Below are 14613 nucleotides of genomic sequence, written 5' to 3' on the forward strand. Positions count from 1 at the left end.
TCGCAGGAGGAATCCCCGTCCTTTAGGGCGGGGAGGATGTCAAGGGGCCGCTCACCGCTGCGCAGACGCCCCCGCACCGCCCCGCTCGAACACCGGCCAATGCGGCACGCTGCCCGCTTCGACCTGGCTCCACGCGCTGTGGTGGCCGACGGTGTCGCGCAGCGGGTCGAGTTGCTGCTGCAGGCAGGTGCGCAGCTTCAACAGCGGCCCCGCCGCCGCCGCCGAACGCACGTCGCGCACCGCCAGCACCGCCTCGGTCGCCACCGTCGCCACGCCCTGCGCCCCGAGGTGGCTGTAGCTCAGCTTGGCGGGGCGGTAGACGTGGCGCAGCTTGCCCGCCCACGGCTCCGGAATCGACAGCAGCTTCACGCTCCGGTCCAGCCCGCGCATCCATGCCAGCGGTGCCCCGCCCACCGCCAGCACCGCGTCGATGCGCCGTGCCCGCAGCGCCTGCATCGCGTCCTCCGGGCCGTTGAATTCGGTCACGCGGTAATCCACTTCGGCCTGGAGCTGGACCAGCCGTGCCGTCACCACCGCGCCACCCCAGACCCCGACCCGGCGCTTGGCCAGATCGCCCAGGGTGTTGAACTGCACGTCCCGCCCGCCAAGACCGAGCACGCCACCCTCGACCAGCGGCGCCGTCAGCGCCAGCAGGTGAATCGGCTCCGGGTGCAGCGCCACCAGGGCCTTCACGCCGCCGAGGTCTTCGGTGGTGCGCCGGGCGTGCAGCACGTCGGTCTGCAGGAAGGCGGCCGAGACCTCATTGCGCAGCAGCCGGTCGAGGGATTCGTCAGCGCCGGACGCAGGCTTCTCCACCAGCGACAGCCCGGCCGCCGCGCCGCAGACGCCCGCCAAGTCCTTGAACATCACGGCGTAGGTGCCCTGCGGCAGGCCGGTGGAGATGGGGATCGGTGTCGGTCCCTGCGCCGCGGCGAGCGTCGTGGTCAGTGTCAGCGTCAGTGCGAGGGCAAGGGATGGGGATGTCGTCATGGTGTGCTCCAGGCAAGGGCTTGGTGTCAGCGTCAGAAGATCCGCACGCCGCCGAGCGAACTGCCGCTCGACGGGGTGGAGGTCTGGCTGGGGGTCGAGGGGGCCGATGTGGCGTTGGCGTTGGCATCACCGGACGGTGCGCTCCACAGTTCGAGGGCGGCCAGCACGGCCAGCAGCAACAGCGTGGTGACGATGCGGAACTTCATGGCCGTGCTCCTGGTGGGGGTGTCGATGCCGGTGTGCTGGCGGTGGCGTTGAGGTCGAGCACCAGCTCGGTTTCCAGGCTGGCGAAGGCGCGGTTCATCTGCAGCCGCACGCTGTCCAGCGCCGTGCGCTCCAGCAGTTGCGCCATCGGGTCGCCGCGGGTGGCGCCCAGCGAGTGGCTCAGGGCGCGTTCGGCCTCGACCAGCGACCACTCGGTGCGGGCGCGGTCCACTTCCTGCTCGAAGGCCGCCACCGATTCCGCGGCGGTGCGCAGGGCGCGCTTCTTCTGCTCGCGCAGTTGGCCGGCCCGCTGTGCCCGCTCCAGCCAGCGGGCGGCGGCGTCCGGGTGGGTGCGGGCGAAGTCCTGGGCCTGTTCGACGAAGGCGTCGATCTGGGCGATGGCCCCTTGAAGCTGGATGCTGGCCTGCGTGAGCGCGGTGCGGCGGTCGATGAGCATGTTCTCCAGCGTCGGCAGCGGGTTGCCGCGCGCCTCGCCCTGCAGCAGCCGCAGCCGCCAGTTCGCCAGCTTCAGCGCCACGACCGGTGCGAGCTGCACGCCGGCCAGCCCGAGCGTGCCGGCCACCATCAGCCCGGCCATGCCCTGCACCACCAGGAAGATCGTCGGGGCGACGACCAGTGCCGTGCCGAGGCCGAGGGCCCAGGTGATCGGGCGGGCCAGCCGGGTGACGCGCTGGGTGTCGATGCTGCTCAGCAGGGCCTGCAGCGGCGGCAGGGGCTTGAGTTCGAGGGGCGCACTGGTCGGCATGGTCGGCTCCGGGGTGGTGGGTGCGGTGTTGCTGCGTTGAATTCAGGATGCCTGCAGTGGTGTCCTCGTTCCATATGGGGCGACCCCTGCAGGGTGGCGACGGGTGGCGGCTACGGGTGCTTGCAATGGGTGACGCCCAGTTTCTGGAGCGCGTTGCAAAACCCTTCGAGGTCAATGCCGGACAGTGACGGGTGCAGGCGGTGATGGTCGCCATTGGCCATCACGATGCCGTATTGCCGGGGCGAACTTCCGTGGTGTTCACCGGTGGGTTCGGACACGATCACCTCGATGTCGGAGGGCTTGACCTTGAAACTTTGGTTGCCATCGAGGTTGTGGGGTGTTTCCCATGTGACCTCCTCCTGCGTCACCTGAATCCGCCACGCGCCCGTGACATCCCGGTTCCACAGGCCACCAAAGACCAGCAGCACCACGAGCAGCCCGGCCACCACCAGCAAGGGCAGTTCAACGCCACGGACGACGTAAGCCAGCAGCATGGGCGGCGTGAAGATCGCCGTCACGCTCAGGCTCCAGAGGAGCTGGCTGGTGGTCCATGAACGCTGGTGCGTGAACATCTGTTGTTGTTCCGCGGGCTGGACTGTGGCGGTCGGCATCGTCGGCTCCGGGTGGCTGGACGCGGGGTTGCGCCCTGGAATCCAGAATGCCTGCGAGGGCGTTCTCGTTCCATATGGGGCGACCCCTGCGCCGGTGCGGGGGTCGGCCGGGCGTGGTTCTCCCTAGAATGCAGAAAATTTCACAAATGCCGAGAGGATGGGTAGCCGCGTGCTGGAGACATGGTCGGGCGTGGAGTGGCCGGTGCTGATCGTCGGGCTGGGGGCGCTGCTGATCGGGGCGGTGTTGCCATGGCTGACCGATGGCTGGGGCACGGACCGCCGCGTGCGGGGCGGGCTGGTGCTGGGTGGGGTGCTGGTGTGCGGGGTGGCGCTGTGGCCGGCCGTGCAGTCACCGAGGGCGCAGGAGTCGGGCGTGCCGCAGGGCCAGCTCTCGTACCCGGAATGCATTGCCAAGTTAAACGCAGCCACCAATCCCTCCTCGAAGCCATCGGCCAACCAGCCGATCCCCGACGGGAAGATCGGGCTGGTCAGCGGCATCTCCACTGGCCTCTACTACAAGTTGGCCGATGACCTCGTCAAGCTGGCGGGTCCACACCAGTTGACGCTGGTCAACCGCGAGACCCTGGGCAGCGAGGACAACTTCCGCAAGCTCGTCTCCACGGAAAACGCGGGGATTGGTTTCGTGCAGTCGGATTTGCTGGACTGGATGCGCCACTCCACCAATGGCGAGGAGCGCAAGCAGGCCGAGTTGCTGCGGCTGGTGCTGCCGCTGTATCCCGAAGAGATCCATGTGCTGGCGCGCCGTCAGTTGCTCCATCTGGCGGATCTGGCGGGCCGGCACGTGTTGACGCCCGCTGGATCGCAAGGCAGTCGCTACACCGCCCAGAACCTGCTGAGGACTGCGCAGGTCCAGCCCGCCAGCCTGGATGGCTCTCAGCCCTTGGTCGAGGCGATGTGCAGCGTGCTCCTGGGTCGTGCCGATGCGGTGGTGTTCGTGCAAGGCAAGCCCGTGCAGAGCCTGGTCAATCTGCAGGAACTTCGCCGTGGTGCGGCCGGGCTGCTGGACGGTGTTCACCTGATGCCGCTCGACATGCCGCCCCACGTCGTGGGCTATGAAGTCGCGCGCATCGACCACAGCGACTACCCCTGGCTCCAGGCCCCGGTACAGACGCTGTCGGTGCAGGCGATGCTGATGGCGGTCGATTTTTCGCTCCGGCGCACGCCCTACGAGAAGCTCCGCTGCCGGCAGATCAAGCAACTGGCCGATCTGGTGAAGGCAAAACTGCCCACGCTGCGCCCACCGGACTACCAGCAAAAATGGCTGGAGGTCGATCCACGGCACACGGTGCGCGGCTGGAAACCCGTCGAGTGCCCGGCATGAGGGCGGCCCGCAGGGCATGGGCGTGGTGTTCGGTTCTGGCGGGGGTGGTCGCGGTGCCACTGTCGGTCTGCGCGGCGACGGATCCACCGCGTGACAGCACCGACGCCTGTGCCCGCACGTTCATTGCCGAGTGGAAAAGGCGCACGCCTGTCGAGCGCGTCAACGATGACAGCACACTGGGTCTGCAGATGAAAGCCTGCCTTGGCGATCAGGCTGCCGAGTTCCAGGCTGCGCTGCTGAGGACCGACAACGGCGAGCGGGTGATGTCTCCGCTGGGTGTGGTGCAGTCCTCTTCCACGCGGTTCTACCCTGTCGCGCCTGAGCATGTACTGGTGCTGGAGAAGCGGGCGCCTGCGGTGGCGGCGTCAGCGGTGCCCGCCACCCGCTCGCCGTGGTGGCTGTCGGTGCTGGCGCTCGGGCTGGTCGGGGCGGTGCTGGCCACCCTGCGCTGGCTGGGCCGCACGCAGCGCCACCACCTGCACACCCTGCAAGCCGAAGCCCGCGAGCGGCAGGCCGAGGCGGCGCTGCGCAAGGACATCGAGGCGTCGATCCAGGTCGGCCTGTGCGTCATCCACCCCGATGGCCGAATCCACCATGTCAACCGGGAGTTCTGCAAGATTTCCGGCTGGTCCGAGCAGGAACTGATCGGCGATTCGGCGGGCGGGCGGGCGCCGCCGTACCCGTTCTGGCCGCGCGACCAGGTGGCGCGGCTCGACGACGACCTGCGCAAGATCCTCGCCGCCCATGCCGGTGTGGACCGCTACCGTGAAACCTATGTGCGCCCGGACGGCACGCTCTGGACCGCGCAGCTCAGCGCCCACCAGTTGCACAGCCGCGAGGACTGGCTCTTCACCTGCGTCGATGTCTCCCGCGAAGTCGCGGCCCAGGAGCGCAGCGACGCCCTCGATGCGCAGTGGCGCGATGCCCGCCCGATCCACTCGATGGGGATGCACTCGGGCAATCTGCTGCACCATATTTCTGGCTGCATAGGTACCTACCGCACCGCCATCGACGGACTCGCCCTGCACCTCAAGACCGGCCGCTACGACATGCTCGCCAAAGGCGTGCAGCATGTCGAGGGGGCCGTGCAGCGCATGGACGCGATCGCCAAGTCATACCAGGACCTGCTGCGCAACAAGATCACCAAGGAGCCGACCTCGCTGCGCCAGGCCGTCGAGGATGCGACGGCACAGGTCCACCACCACGCCGCCCAGCACAACGTGGAGATCGACCCCAACGGGGTGTCCAAGGCACTGCCGCTGATCCTGGTGGAGCGGGGGATGCTGTGCGACGTGCTCATCAACCTGCTGGACAACGCCATCTCGGCGATGGAGAAGACCGCTGTCCTCAACCGCCGCATCGGCATCGAGTCCTACCTCGACGACAAGGCCGGGAAGGTCCATCTCCGGGTGCGCGACCATGGCCCCGGCGTGCCATCTGCCTTGCGCGAGGATGTGTTCATCCACGGCCATTCCACCCGCAAGGGCGGGCACGGCTGGGGGCTGTTCGCCTGCCGCCTGTGGGCCGTGGAGATGGGCGGCAGCCTGGAGGTGCAGGACAACTTCCCCTGCGGCGCCACGTTCGTCCTCATCCTGCCGCTGAATCCGATCCCCCCTGTCGAAGAGCCTTCCCATGTCGATGTCCCACCCCCCGCATGAACCACCTCCGGTCCCGATGGTGCATGTCGTCGATGACGATGACGAGTACCGGGGCAGCCTGCTCTACAGCTTGGACGCCGAGGGGTTCGCGGCGCGCGGGTATCCCAGCGGCGAGGCATTCCTGGCCGAGCCGCTGTGGCAGCGGCGCGGGGTGGTGACGCTGGACATCGACTTCGAGCCGCCGGGGTCGATGGACGGCCTGCAGATCTTCCGGCAACTGCTGGCGCGGCGGTGCCCGATGCCGGTGATTTTCCTGAGCGGGCCGCATGGCAACAACCGGGAGCTGGCGCTGACCCAGGCGGGGCTTCGGAGCCTGCACGATGTCTGGATGTACGCCAAGCAAGACCCGCTGCACCAGCTCAAGGACAAGATCCGCTTGTTCCTCGCCCGCGAGCCGGCGCTGCGCCAGGCGGCCGAGGAGGAGCGGAGGTTGCTGCAGATCGTGCTGGACGTGATGACACAGGCCGAACGCGAGGTGATCGGCCTCGTGCTGGACAACACGCCCAACAAAACGATAGCCCTGCTGCTGAGCAAGAATGAAGGTGTCGTGGAGTTGCAGCGCGCGAGTGGGCTGCAGAAGCTGCTGGGTGAAAGCCGCTCGACCATGGTGCTGGGCGAGACCCTCTTTCCGCTGCTGCATCGCCATGAGGTCACGTCGCTGGTCGCACTGGCCGAGCAGGAGCTGGACCACCGCCTCGGCTTGCTCGACCCCCTGGCGCGGGATGTGCTGATGGCGGCCATCGCCAAACACAGCCACGCCAAGATCGCCCGCGCCCATGGCTGGTTCGACGAAGCTGACCGCGAGCGCCGCTACTTGATTACCGTCGACGGCCACCTCGACCGGGCGTTGATGCTGGTGCAGGCCGATGAAGACAAGCAGGTGAGCCGGGTGAGCCAAGTGCGCAAGTGGATGAACTCGCTGGGATACTTCCCCCCATGCAGCCCATCTTTGCCGTCACCATCCCCTTCTTCGCCCTGATTCTGGTCGGCTACCTCGCTGCCCGGCGGGGGGCGCTGCCGCTGGCTGCCGTGCCGGGCATGAACGCCTTTGTCCTGTACTTCGCATTGCCGTGCATGCTGTTTCGCTTCGGCGCCAACCTGCCGGTGCGCGAGCTGCTCGATCCGGTGGTCCTGGGCGTGTACCTGCTGTGCGCGCTGGTGGTGGTGGCGCTCACGGTGGTGACGACGCTCCGGGCGGCGGGCAATCTGCGGGACGCGGCGTTCGGCGCGCTGGTGGCGGCGTTCCCGAACACGGGCTTCATGGGGGTGCCGCTGCTGGTGGCGCTGGTCGGGCCGGCCGCTGCGGGGCCGACGATCACGACCGTGCTGGCCGACCTGTTCGTCACCAGCTCGCTGTGCATTGCCCTCGCGCAGCTTCACCACGGTGACCCCAAGGCCAGCCACGCAGGCGATGCGGCGGCCGCGCGGGCGGCGATCGGGCGCTCGCTGCGGGCGGCGCTGACCAACCCGCTGCCGTGGTCCATCGGGCTGGGTGCGCTGGCGTCGGTGACGGGGCTGGCGCTGCCGGGGCCGCTGGCGAAGGTCGTGGCCATGCTCGCCGATGCCGCCAGCCCGGTCGCGCTGTTCACGATCGGGGCGGTGCTGTGGCGCTCCGGGCTGGATGCGCAAGGCCGGCCCGGAGCGCCGATGCCCGCGGCGCGTTACCTGCCGGTGGCGCTCATCAAGCTGGTGGTGCATCCGCTGCTGGTGTGGGCGGCAGCGTCCACGGCGCAGGCTGCGAGGCTGGGTTTGAGCGACTTCCAGTTGATGGTGCTGGTGCTGGCCGCTGCGCTGCCGAGCGCCAGCAACGTCTCGCTCCTGGCCGAACGCTACGGCGCCGACAACGGCCGCATCGCCCGGATCATCCTGGCCTCGACCGTGCTGGCGTTTGGCAGCTTCGCGGTGGTGGCGTGGCGCTTCGGGGCGTCGCCGGGCTGAACCACCGGCCGTTGCCTCAGAGGTTGCGCGCCTGGAAGGTGTCGCACTGGGCGATCTGGCCGCTCTGGAACCCGCGCTTGAACCACCCCATGCGCTGCTGGCTGGTGCCGTGCGTGAAGCTTTCCGGCCGCACACGGGCGCCGGCGTTGCGCTGCAGCGTGTCGTCGCCGATCTGCGAGGCGGCGTTCATCGCCTCCTCCAGGTCGCCGTTTTCGAGGAAGCCCTTCGCCTGCTCGGCGTTGTGCGCCCAGACGCCGGCGAAGCAGTCGGCCTGCAGCTCCAGCCGCACCGACAGGGCGTTCGCCTGGGCTTCGCTGACCCGCTCGCGCATGGCGTCGATCTTGTCGGTGATGCCCATCAGGTGCTGGACGTGGTGGCCGACCTCGTGCGCGACGACATACGCCTGCGCGAAGTCGCCCGGCGCGCCGAGCTGGCGGCGCATCGTGTCAAAGAAGTCGAGATCGAGGTAGACCTTCGAGTCGCCGGGGCAGTAGAACGGCCCCATCGCCGCCTCGCCCGTGCCGCAGGCCGTGCGGGTCGCGCCGCGGTAGAGCACGAGCTTCGGCTTCTGGTACTGCGCATTGGCCTGGCGGAACACGCCGTCCCAGGCGTCCTCGGTCGAGGCCAGCACCTTGGAGATGAAGCGGGTGCTCTCGTCCTGCTGCGGCGCAGGGCGGTTGCCGGGAGCGGGTTGCTGCTGCACGACGGCCGGCCCGCCGCCGCTGTCCATGCCGCCCAGCACGCTGATGATGGTCATCGGGTTGATGCCGAACACCCAGCCCGCGACGACCGCCAGCGCGACGGTGCCCAGCCCGACACCACGGCGCCCGCCCAGGCCGCCGCCGCCGCCACCACCGCCACCAAAACCGCCCTGACCACGGCGGTCTTCCACCTGGTCGCTCTCGCGCTGTTCGTCCATCCGCATGGAGTGCTCCTCGTCTGTGCTCGTGCCTGTGTCTGGGGCTGTGTTCGGCGTGAATTGTTACCGCCGATGCCGCGATCATGCCAGCCGCGACAACCCGCGGTACCGCGTGCGGGTCAGCCGGCGCTCCAGTAGCCGGGCGCGCTGTAGCTGTGTTTGAGAAAATCCACCCACAGCCGCACCCGCAGCGGCAGGTGCCTCACATGCGGCAGCACGGCGTAAATGCCGTTGGGCGGTGCGGCGTGTTCATCCAGCACGCTGACGAGGCGGCCGGCGCGCAGGTCGCCCTCGACCTCCCAGGTGCTGCGCCACGCGATGCCCAGCCCCTCCAGGCACCAGGTGTGCAGCACCTGGCCATCCGAGCAATCCAGCCGGCCCGGTGGCCGCAGGTACTGCACCACGCCGTCGATCAGGAAGGCCCAGCCACGCGACTGGCTGGCTTCGGAACTCAGCGTCAGGCATTCGTGGCGCAGGAGATCGAGCGGCTGCTGCGGCGTGCCGGCGCGGGCGAGGTAGGCGGGGGCGGCGACACAGCGACGGCGGTTGTCGGCCAGCCGCACGGAGATCAGGCTGGAGTCGGGCATGTCGCCCACACGGACGGCGCAGTCGTAGCCCTCGTTCACCATGTCGATGATGCGGTCGGACAGGTTCAGCGACAGCGACACCTCCGGGTGCAGCGCGAGGAACCGCGGCAGCAGCGGCGCCACGTGCCGCCGCCCGAAGCCGCCCGGCGCGGTGATCCGCACATGGCCGCTCGCCTTCACGCCGCCGGCGCTGACACTGGCCTCCGCGCTGGCGAGGTCGGCCAGCACGCGGCTGCAGTCTTCGAGGAAGGCGCTGCCCTCGTGCGTCAGCGTGAGCTTGCGGGTCGTGCGCACGAGCAGCTTCACGCCCAGGCGCTTCTCCAGCGCGTCCATGCGCCGGCCCATCATCGCGGGGGCCACCCCCTCATTCAGGGCGGCTGCCGTGAGGCTTCCACGCTGGACAATCGCGATAAATGACTCGATTTGCTTGAGCTTATCCATCGAATAAGGGGGGTAAGGGGGGATATTTTGACTGCCGTATAGATATCAGGTGTCAAATAATACCGCCGGTATTTTTGCGCTATTCCATGAAAACCCCTTAGGCATGGGGTATTGCCGGCGCGGATGTCCCCCTATGATTTTCTCAAATCAACCGGCAGAACCCTTTCTTGAGGTTCTGCACCAAACCCAGAGGAACTGTCATGAAAAAATTCACCGCCCTTGCCGCTATGGCCGCGTTCAGCCTGTTCAGCCACGCTGCGCACAGCACGGAGCTGCTGACCAACGGCAGCTTCGAAAGCGCTGTCAACCTGGGCGCAGGCGGCTACTGCTACGAAGGCTTCGGTGCTGGCTGCGGCTCGATTCCGGGCTGGACCGGCAGCACGCCGACCGTGATCGCCAAGGACTCCGGCGTGTGGAGCAATCCGGGCATGCAGGCTGGTTTTGATGCCAGCTTCGGCAGCCAGCTCGCTGGCGTGCAAACCCACCCGGCACTGGGCCAAAGCTCGTTGTCCCAGATGGTCAACGGCGGCGGCGGCTCCTACACCCTGAGCTGGTATGACGCTGGCCGCACCGGCGACGGCGGCCAGACCTACCAGGTCAACTTCGGCGGCACGACCATCGGCACCTTCGGCGTCAATGCGGGCCAAGGCTGGTCGCTCAACAGCTTCACGTTCACCGCAGCCGCCGGCAGCCAACTGCTGTCCTTCACCGGCGTGGGCGCACAGACCGACGGCACCGTGTTCCTGGACAAGGTCAGCCTGACCGGCCCGTCCGCCGTCTCGGCCGTGCCGGAACCCGAGTCGCTGGCCATGATGCTGGCGGGTCTGGGCGTGCTGGGTGGCGTGGCGCGTCGTCAGCGCAAGGCTGCCTAAGCCCGTCTGACGGACTCTTGCTGGCCCGGTGTGGTGGAGGCTCTCCACTGCACCGGGCCTTTTCCATGGTGGATCCCCTGGAGGATCGCACCCTTGATTACGCGGATCAATGTTCTGAATCATTCGATTTCCATGCACACAATGGCATGTGAAGTCTGGAATAGATTCACGGCATGGACAAGCTCTTTCCCCATGCTGTGCTCTTCGACGCCTATGGCACGCTGTTCGATGTCTACAGCGTCGCGCTGACGGCCGAGCAGCTCTTCCCTGGCCGGGGCGAGGCGCTGTCGCTGCTGTGGCGCGAAAAGCAGATCGACTACACGCGCCTCATCACCATGAGCGCGCCCGACGGCAGCCGCTACCGGCCGTTCTGGGACATCACCCGCGCTGCCCTGCGCCACGCCGGCGCGCGGCTGCAACTGGCGCTGACGCCCGGGTCCGAGGACCGGCTGATGAACCAGTACCGCCACCTGAGCGCCTTCCCCGAGGTGCGCGAAGTCCTGGAGGCACTCAGGGGTCGCGGCATCCCGACCGGCATCCTCAGCAACGGTGACCCCGACATGCTCGGCATCGCGGTGCGCAGCGCCGGCCTCGGCCCGCTGCTCGACCATGTGATCAGCGTCGAGCCGGTGCGCGTCTTCAAGACCGATCCCCGCGCCTACGCCCTCGGTTCGACGACGCTCGCCCTGCCCGCGAAACAGATCCTGTTCGTCTCCAGCAACGGCTGGGACGCGCTCGGCGCCACCTGGTTCGGCTACACGACGCTGTGGGTCAACCGGGCCGGTGCGCCGCTCGAAACACTCGGCACCGAGCCGACCCGCGTGGGCAGCAGCCTGCGCGATGTCCTGGATTTCTTTCCTTCCTGAGTTCTTGTCATCCTGATCCCGAGGTTCCCACCATGACCGCACGCACCACCATCCACGGCCTGCAAGTGGCCACCGAGCTGTTCCGCTTCATCGAGGATGAAGTGCTGCCGAACACCGGCGTTGCTTCGGCGACGTTCTGGGCCGGCTTTGGCGCCATCGTCAGCGACCTCGCGCCGAAGAACGCCGCGCTGCTCGCCGAGCGCGACCGCATCCAGTTGGACATGGACGCCTGGCACAAGGCGAACCCCGGCCCGATCGCCGACATGGCCGCCTACCAAGCCTTCCTGACGCAGATCGGCTACCTCGTCCCGGTGCCCGAGACCGTGCAGACCACCACCGCCAACGTGGACGCCGAACTCGCGCTGCAGGCCGGCCCGCAACTGGTGGTGCCGATCCTGAACGCCCGCTACGCCCTGAACGCCGCCAACGCGCGCTGGGGTTCGCTGTACGACGCGCTGTATGGCACCGACGCCATCGCCGAAGCCAACGGCGCCGAGAAGGCCGGCGGCTACAACCCGGTGCGCGGTGCCCGCGTGATCGAGTTCGCCCGCAACTTCCTCGACCAGGCCACCTCGCTGGCCGGCGCCACCCACAAGGACGCCACCGGCTACCGCGTTGAACGCGGCCAGCTCGCCGTGTCGCTGAAGAGCGGTGCCACGGCTGCGCTGAACAACCCCGCCCAGTTCGTCGGCTACCAGGGCGACGCCGCGGCGCCGACCTCGGTGCTGCTGGTGAACAACGGGATGCACATCGACATCCTCATCAACCGCACGACCGCCACCGGCAAGACCGATGCCGCCGGCGTGTCCGACGTGGTGGTCGAGTCCGCGCTGTCCACCATCCTCGACCTGGAAGACTCGGTCACCGCGGTGGACGCCGAAGACAAGGTGCTGGCCTACCGCAACTGGCTCGGCATCCAGCTCGGCACGCTGACCGAGGAGGTCGCCAAGGGCGGCAAGACCTTCACCCGCCGCCTGAACGCCGACCGTGTCTACACCGGCCCGAACGGCGGCGAGGTCGTGCTGCACGGCCGCTCGCTGATGTTCGTGCGCAATGTCGGCCACCTGATGACCAACCCGGCCATCCTCTGGGGCGCCGAGGGCCGCGAGATCCCCGAAGGCATCCTGGACGCCGTGGTGACGACCACCATCGCCCTGCACGACCTGCAGCGCCACGGCGCCAATGGCCTGAAGAACAGCCGCGCCGGCTCGGTCTACATCGTCAAGCCGAAGATGCACGGCCCTGCCGAAGTGGCGTTTGCGGGCGAGCTGTTCGGCCGCGTCGAGCAACTGCTCGGCCTGCCCGACAGCACCGTCAAGCTCGGCATCATGGACGAGGAGCGCCGCACCAGCGTGAACCTGAAGGCGTGCATCGCCGCCGCCTCGTCGCGCGTGGCCTTCATCAACACCGGCTTCCTCGACCGCACCGGCGACGAGATGCACACCGCCATGCACGCCGGCCCGATGCTGCGCAAGGGCGACATCAAGTCCAGTGCCTGGATCGCCGCCTACGAGCGCCGCAACGTGCTGATCGGCCTGTCCTGCGGGCTGCGTGGTCGCGCACAGATCGGCAAGGGCATGTGGGCGATGCCGGACCTGATGGCCGCGATGCTGGAGCAGAAGGTCGGCCACCCGAAGGCCGGCGCCAACACGGCGTGGGTGCCCAGCCCGACCGCTGCCACGCTGCACGCGCTGCACTACCACCAGATCAGCGTCTCGGCCGTCCAGCAGCAGATCGAAGCCAGCGGCGACGCCACCAACCCGGCGCTCACGGACAAGCTGTTGAACGACCTGCTGACGGTGCCGGTCGCCGCCGACGTGACGTGGAGCGCCACCGAGCGCCAGCAGGAAATCGACAACAACGTGCAGGGCATCCTCGGCTACGTCGTGCGCTGGATCGACCAGGGCGTGGGCTGCTCGAAGGTGCCGGACATCAACGGCGTGGGGCTGATGGAGGACCGGGCGACGCTGCGGATTTCGAGCCAGCACCTCTGCAATTGGCTGCTGCACGGCGTGGTGACGGAGCAGCAGGTGCGCGAGGCGTTTGCGCGCATGGCGGTGGTCGTGGACGGGCAGAACGCGGGGGATGCGCTCTACAAGTCGCTGGCGGCGAACCACGACGGCGCGGCGTATCAGGCGGCGCTGGATCTGGTGTTCCAGGGGCAGACGCAGCCGAGTGGCTACACGGAGCCGCTGTTGCATGCTTGGCGGTTGAAGGTGAAGGCGGCGGCTTGAGGCCACGCCTGACGACCTGAGCTTGTGACGACGGCGCCCTGTGGGGCGCCGTTTCTGTTTCGATCTCGGCATACTCCCCGCCATGCCCGAAACCCCCCGCCACCGCCACTACCTCCCCCACGACACCCTGCTGAGCGTCGTCCGCCACACCCCGCTGGTGTCGATCGACCTCGTCTGCCGCAACGCGCGCGGCGAGGTGCTGCTGGGCCTGCGCCAGAACCGCCCGGCGCAGGGCACCTGGTTCGTCCCCGGCGGGCGCATCCTCAAGGACGAGCGCGTGGCCGACGCGCTGCGCCGTGTTGCTGCCGCCGAACTCGGCTTCCATCCCGACGAGGTCGCCGCCGCCCGGCCGCTCGGCGTGTTCGAGCACCTCTACCCCGACAACTTCTCCGGCACCGAGGACGTGACGACGCACTACGTCGTGCTCGCCTACGAGGTGACCGTCGGCGAGGACTCGGTGCGCTCGCTCGACAACCAGCACAGCGCGCTGCAGTGGTGGCCGGTGGACGCGCTGCTCGCCAGCGAGGCGGTCCACGTCAATACCCGCGCCTACTTCGACGACGGCATCCGGAGCACCCGCACACCATGAAACCCCGCCTCACTGTCCTCACGCTGGCGGTCGATGACCTCGACCGCGCACTGCGTTTCTACCGCGACGGCCTGGGCTTCGCGACACCCGGCATCTTCGGCACCGAGTTCGAACACGGCGCGGTGGTCTTCATCGACCTGCAGCCCGGCCTGAAGCTGGCGCTGTGGCCGCGCCGCAGTCTGGCCCACGACACCGGCCTGCCGCTGCAGCCGCCGAGCGCCACCGAGCTGTCCCTGGGCCACAACGTGCGTTCGCGCGAGGAGGCCGATGCGGTGATGGCCAAGGCCGCCGCTGCCGGCGCGGTGATCGTCAAGCCGGCGCAGGACACCTTCTGGGGCGGCTACGGCGGCTACTTCCAGGATCCGGACGGGCACCTGTGGGAAGTCGTCTGGAACCCGCACCTGCTGCCGGATGACTGATCTGTCGCCGCGGAAGGTTCTCACAGGCGTGTTCTTCGCGTTCGCCTTCGGCCTTGGGCTGTTCGCGGGAGCGATCCCCACGCTGATGCGCCAGACCGGTCTCGACACCGCCGGTCTCGGGCTGGCGCTGACGCTGCACAGCGCGGCCTATGTCGGCGCCATGACGGCGGGCGGGAG

The 14613-nt window shown here is 68.4% G+C and carries 15 protein-coding genes; 9 read left to right on the top strand and 6 right to left on the bottom strand.

Annotated elements, in window-relative coordinates; all coding sequences use genetic code 11:
- Positions 1 to 51: 51 nt before the first annotated feature.
- The 4 genes from QZW52_RS14965 to QZW52_RS14980 all read right to left on the bottom strand — a co-directional run bounded on the left by QZW52_RS14965 (position 52) and on the right by QZW52_RS14980 (position 2571).
- The gene (locus QZW52_RS14965; protein WP_294000276.1) at positions 52 to 990 is read right to left on the bottom strand and encodes a TAXI family TRAP transporter solute-binding subunit; all 939 of its coding nucleotides are present in this window, start codon (positions 988 to 990) and stop codon (positions 52 to 54) included.
- 32 nt (positions 991 to 1022) lie between these two features.
- Positions 1023 to 1196, bottom strand: coding sequence for a hypothetical protein (locus QZW52_RS14970; protein WP_294000278.1), 174 nt, complete (start codon positions 1194 to 1196; stop codon positions 1023 to 1025).
- Positions 1193 to 1960, bottom strand: coding sequence for a hypothetical protein (locus QZW52_RS14975; RefSeq protein ID WP_294000280.1), 768 nt, complete (start codon positions 1958 to 1960; stop codon positions 1193 to 1195). Before QZW52_RS14975 ends, QZW52_RS14970 begins: the two co-directional genes overlap by 4 nt.
- A gap of 110 nt (positions 1961 to 2070) precedes the next feature.
- Entirely contained in the window at positions 2071 to 2571 is a 501-nt protein-coding gene (locus tag QZW52_RS14980) for a hypothetical protein (RefSeq protein WP_294000281.1), read from the bottom strand.
- A 157-nt stretch (positions 2572 to 2728) separates the two neighbouring features.
- Here QZW52_RS14980 and QZW52_RS14985 point away from each other — a divergent pair, with 157 nt between their 5' ends.
- Genes QZW52_RS14985 through QZW52_RS15000 form a run of 4 tightly spaced genes read left to right on the top strand, consistent with a single transcriptional unit; the run spans position 2729 to position 7509 of the window.
- Positions 2729 to 3913 carry a TAXI family TRAP transporter solute-binding subunit gene (locus tag QZW52_RS14985; RefSeq protein WP_294000283.1) on the top strand — a complete coding sequence of 395 codons (1185 nt, stop codon included), beginning with the start codon at positions 2729 to 2731 and terminating at the stop codon, positions 3911 to 3913.
- A complete protein-coding gene (locus QZW52_RS14990) occupies positions 3910 to 5571 on the top strand; it encodes a sensor histidine kinase (protein WP_294000285.1) in 1662 nt (553 codons plus the stop codon). Before QZW52_RS14985 ends, QZW52_RS14990 begins: the two co-directional genes overlap by 4 nt.
- Positions 5546 to 6550 carry a response regulator transcription factor gene (locus QZW52_RS14995; RefSeq protein ID WP_294000287.1) on the top strand — a complete coding sequence of 335 codons (1005 nt, stop codon included), beginning with the start codon at positions 5546 to 5548 and terminating at the stop codon, positions 6548 to 6550. Before QZW52_RS14990 ends, QZW52_RS14995 begins: the two co-directional genes overlap by 26 nt.
- The gene (locus QZW52_RS15000) at positions 6508 to 7509 is read left to right on the top strand and encodes an AEC family transporter (RefSeq protein WP_294000288.1); all 1002 of its coding nucleotides are present in this window, start codon (positions 6508 to 6510) and stop codon (positions 7507 to 7509) included. The genes QZW52_RS14995 and QZW52_RS15000 overlap by 43 nt, the downstream gene beginning before the upstream one ends.
- 16 nt (positions 7510 to 7525) lie before the next feature.
- On the opposite strand, the gene ypfJ is transcribed toward QZW52_RS15000, so the two are convergent.
- Both ypfJ and QZW52_RS15010 read right to left on the bottom strand, forming a co-directional pair.
- The gene (gene ypfJ, locus QZW52_RS15005; protein ID WP_294000289.1) at positions 7526 to 8434 is read right to left on the bottom strand and encodes a KPN_02809 family neutral zinc metallopeptidase; all 909 of its coding nucleotides are present in this window, start codon (positions 8432 to 8434) and stop codon (positions 7526 to 7528) included.
- Between the two features lie 113 nt (positions 8435 to 8547).
- Positions 8548 to 9456: a LysR family transcriptional regulator gene (locus tag QZW52_RS15010; protein WP_294000290.1), complete on the bottom strand. Its 909-nt coding sequence runs from the start codon at positions 9454 to 9456 to the stop codon at positions 8548 to 8550.
- A 200-nt stretch (positions 9457 to 9656) separates the two neighbouring features.
- Between QZW52_RS15010 and QZW52_RS15015 the strand changes: the two genes are divergently transcribed.
- The 5 genes from QZW52_RS15015 (at position 9657) to QZW52_RS15035 (ending at position 14436) form a co-directional block, all read left to right on the top strand.
- Positions 9657 to 10328 carry a PEP-CTERM sorting domain-containing protein gene (locus QZW52_RS15015; protein ID WP_294000292.1) on the top strand — a complete coding sequence of 224 codons (672 nt, stop codon included), beginning with the start codon at positions 9657 to 9659 and terminating at the stop codon, positions 10326 to 10328.
- 173 nt (positions 10329 to 10501) lie between these two features.
- The gene (locus QZW52_RS15020; RefSeq protein ID WP_294000293.1) at positions 10502 to 11194 is read left to right on the top strand and encodes a haloacid dehalogenase type II; all 693 of its coding nucleotides are present in this window, start codon (positions 10502 to 10504) and stop codon (positions 11192 to 11194) included.
- 32 nt (positions 11195 to 11226) lie between these two features.
- Entirely contained in the window at positions 11227 to 13428 is a 2202-nt protein-coding gene (locus QZW52_RS15025) for a malate synthase G (protein WP_294000294.1), read from the top strand.
- Positions 13429 to 13510: 82 nt separating this feature from the next.
- On the top strand, positions 13511 to 14017 hold the full coding sequence (locus tag QZW52_RS15030) for a GDP-mannose mannosyl hydrolase (RefSeq protein WP_294000295.1): 507 nt from the start codon (positions 13511 to 13513) through the stop codon (positions 14015 to 14017).
- Positions 14014 to 14436, top strand: coding sequence for a VOC family protein (locus tag QZW52_RS15035; RefSeq protein ID WP_294000296.1), 423 nt, complete (start codon positions 14014 to 14016; stop codon positions 14434 to 14436). Before QZW52_RS15030 ends, QZW52_RS15035 begins: the two co-directional genes overlap by 4 nt.
- Positions 14437 to 14613 lie beyond the last annotated feature (177 nt).

Origin of the sequence: Sphaerotilus sp. (assembly GCF_013299175.1) — a bacterium.
Classification (GTDB): Bacteria; Pseudomonadota; Gammaproteobacteria; order Burkholderiales; family Burkholderiaceae_C; genus Sphaerotilus.

Bases quoted from the DNA above. Each gene is read 5' to 3' on its own strand.
- QZW52_RS14965 (WP_294000276.1), bottom strand. From the start codon at position 990: ATGACGACATCCCCATCCCTTGCCCTCGCACTGACGCTGACACTGACC.
- QZW52_RS14970 (WP_294000278.1), bottom strand. From the start codon at position 1,196: ATGAAGTTCCGCATCGTCACCACGCTGTTGCTGCTGGCCGTGCTGGCC.
- QZW52_RS14975 (WP_294000280.1), bottom strand. From the start codon at position 1,960: ATGCCGACCAGTGCGCCCCTCGAACTCAAGCCCCTGCCGCCGCTGCAG.
- QZW52_RS14980 (WP_294000281.1), bottom strand. From the start codon at position 2,571: ATGCCGACCGCCACAGTCCAGCCCGCGGAACAACAACAGATGTTCACG.
- QZW52_RS14985 (WP_294000283.1), top strand. From the start codon at position 2,729: ATGGGTAGCCGCGTGCTGGAGACATGGTCGGGCGTGGAGTGGCCGGTG.
- QZW52_RS14990 (WP_294000285.1), top strand. From the start codon at position 3,910: ATGAGGGCGGCCCGCAGGGCATGGGCGTGGTGTTCGGTTCTGGCGGGG.
- QZW52_RS14995 (WP_294000287.1), top strand. From the start codon at position 5,546: ATGTCGATGTCCCACCCCCCGCATGAACCACCTCCGGTCCCGATGGTG.
- QZW52_RS15000 (WP_294000288.1), top strand. From the start codon at position 6,508: ATGCAGCCCATCTTTGCCGTCACCATCCCCTTCTTCGCCCTGATTCTG.
- ypfJ (WP_294000289.1), bottom strand. From the start codon at position 8,434: ATGCGGATGGACGAACAGCGCGAGAGCGACCAGGTGGAAGACCGCCGT.
- QZW52_RS15010 (WP_294000290.1), bottom strand. From the start codon at position 9,456: ATGGATAAGCTCAAGCAAATCGAGTCATTTATCGCGATTGTCCAGCGT.
- QZW52_RS15015 (WP_294000292.1), top strand. From the start codon at position 9,657: ATGAAAAAATTCACCGCCCTTGCCGCTATGGCCGCGTTCAGCCTGTTC.
- QZW52_RS15020 (WP_294000293.1), top strand. From the start codon at position 10,502: ATGGACAAGCTCTTTCCCCATGCTGTGCTCTTCGACGCCTATGGCACG.
- QZW52_RS15025 (WP_294000294.1), top strand. From the start codon at position 11,227: ATGACCGCACGCACCACCATCCACGGCCTGCAAGTGGCCACCGAGCTG.
- QZW52_RS15030 (WP_294000295.1), top strand. From the start codon at position 13,511: ATGCCCGAAACCCCCCGCCACCGCCACTACCTCCCCCACGACACCCTG.
- QZW52_RS15035 (WP_294000296.1), top strand. From the start codon at position 14,014: ATGAAACCCCGCCTCACTGTCCTCACGCTGGCGGTCGATGACCTCGAC.